This is a genomic window from uncultured Leptotrichia sp. (genome assembly GCF_938036635.1).
Classification (GTDB): Bacteria; Fusobacteriota; Fusobacteriia; order Fusobacteriales; family Leptotrichiaceae; genus Leptotrichia; species Leptotrichia hongkongensis.
Genome location: NZ_CALHQO010000109.1, coordinates 1 through 1,982, shown reverse-complemented (window position 1 = coordinate 1,982; position 1,982 = coordinate 1). Strand labels below are relative to the sequence as shown.

General features: G+C 29.4%; 3 protein-coding genes. All 3 read left to right on the top strand.

Going from position 1 to position 1,982, the window contains the following annotated elements:
- Positions 1-397: energy-coupling factor transporter transmembrane protein EcfT (locus tag Q0370_RS02005; RefSeq protein WP_299571406.1), on the top strand; the 397-nt coding region annotated here is incomplete at its 5' end.
- Between the two features lie 55 nt (positions 398-452).
- The gene (locus Q0370_RS02000; RefSeq protein WP_299571402.1) at positions 453-1,124 is read left to right on the top strand and encodes a uracil-DNA glycosylase; all 672 of its coding nucleotides are present in this window, start codon (positions 453-455) and stop codon (positions 1,122-1,124) included.
- Positions 1,125-1,266: 142 nt separating this feature from the next.
- Positions 1,267-1,803, top strand: a complete 537-nt coding sequence (locus Q0370_RS01995; protein WP_299571399.1) for a GNAT family N-acetyltransferase — start codon at positions 1,267-1,269, stop codon at positions 1,801-1,803.
- The last annotated feature ends 179 nt before the right edge of the window (positions 1,804-1,982 follow it).

Here is a 1,982-nt window from a genome sequence, read left to right as displayed (position 1 = left end):
GTTGAATAGAATAGGAGTGCCATATAAATTTTCCTATGCAGTTTCAATTGCACTAAGGTACATTCCGACAGTTCAGGAGGATTTTGTCATAATTAGCAAGGCACAGCAGGCAAAAGGAATAGATATTTCCAAAAATGTAAAATTAATAACAAGAATAAAAAATATATCTTATACATTAATGCCATTAATATTTTCAAGCATAGAAAAAATAGATATTATAAGCAATGCAATGATTTTAAGAGGATTTGGAAAAAGAAAAAAGCGAACATGGTATCAGGCAAGAAAAATGAAAATGCCAGATATTATAGCAATCTTTGTAACAGCAATATTCGTAATTATTTCAATTGTACTTATAAAAATAAATGGTGGAAGATTCTATAATCCTTTTGTGAATTAGGAAAATTTGACTGTGAAATAAGATTTGAATTTTTAATGAGAGGAATGATGGGAAAATGGTTAATATCGGAAATGACTGGGATGAAATTTTTAAAAAAGAAAAAGAATTTGAAAAAAATTGCTATTTGGATTTGAGAAAATTTTTAGTGAAAGAATATAAGACAAAAACAATTTATCCTGATAAAAATGAGATTTTTTCTGCATTTAAGCTAACTAGTTATAAGGACTGCAAAGTTGTAATTCTGGGACAGGATCCGTATCATGGCGAAAATCAGGCACATGGACTGGCATTTTCTGTAAAGCAGGGAGTTGCCTTGCCACCTTCCCTAAAAAATATTTATAAAGAAATTGAAAATGAATTTGGCTATAAAATGAGTAAAAATGGATTTCTTGAAAAATGGGCAAAACAGGGAGTATTGCTTTTAAATACTGCACTTACTGTAATCGCTGGAAATGCCAACTCACATTCAAAAATAGGCTGGGAAATTTTTACAGATAACGTGATAAAATATTTGAATGAACGTGAAGAGCCAATAATTTTCATACTTTGGGGAAATAATGCCAAAAGCAAGAAAGCTTTTATTGATACAAATAGACACTATATTCTGGAAAGTGTTCATCCAAGCCCATTATCTGCGAGCCGTGGATTTTTTGGCTGTGGACACTTTAAGAAAGCTAATGATATTTTGAAAGAGCTGGGAAAAAAGGAAATTGACTGGCAAATATAAAAAATAAAAACTATAAAATTTGAGTAACATTGCTATGTGAGCCAAGTTCTCTTATATTAAAAATAGAAAGTTACTGTATCAACAAGATTCTACAGAATTTTAAAAAGTGATTATTTAAATTTTATGAAAGGGAGGATTTTTTGTGAATTTTAGAAAATCAACTTTTGATGATGTGGACAGAATTTTAGAAATCATCGAAAAAGCAAAAATTGAACTAAGAAAACTTGGTTTAGATCAATGGCAAAAAGGATATCCAGATAGAGAAGTTATTGAAAATGATGTGAAAAATGGGATTAGTTATGTTTTAGAAGAAATTTCTGAAAAAATTGTCGGAACTATTGTATTGTCACCTAAAAAGGAAGAACCATATTCTAAAATCGAAGGAAAATGGATAACAACCGATGATTATATTGTAATTCATAGACTGGCAGTTGATTCTGAAATAAAGAATAAAGGAATCGCAACAAAGATATTAGAATTTTCGGAAAAAGAGTGCATAAAAAACAAAATGCTCAGTATAAAAACAGATACGCATGAAAACAATGAGCCAATGAAAAAGTTCCTTGAAAAAAATGGATTCAGTTATTGTGGTGTGATTTATTTAGATAAAGAGCCTGATGTTGGGGAAAAGAGAATTGCCTATGAGAAAATAATAAAAATACCACATAAATTATTTTAAATATTTCTTTTTAAACCTTCAAACGAAATATTTTTTAGATTTTAATTGATTTTAACGTAAGGGCATCAGACGCCATGCCCTTACAACCCCGCTTTACACAAAACTTTCTTATAAAAGAAAAATAGAACTCGCTTTTGAATATAGGTTATTTTAATATAAATAATGAAATACAAGATCGG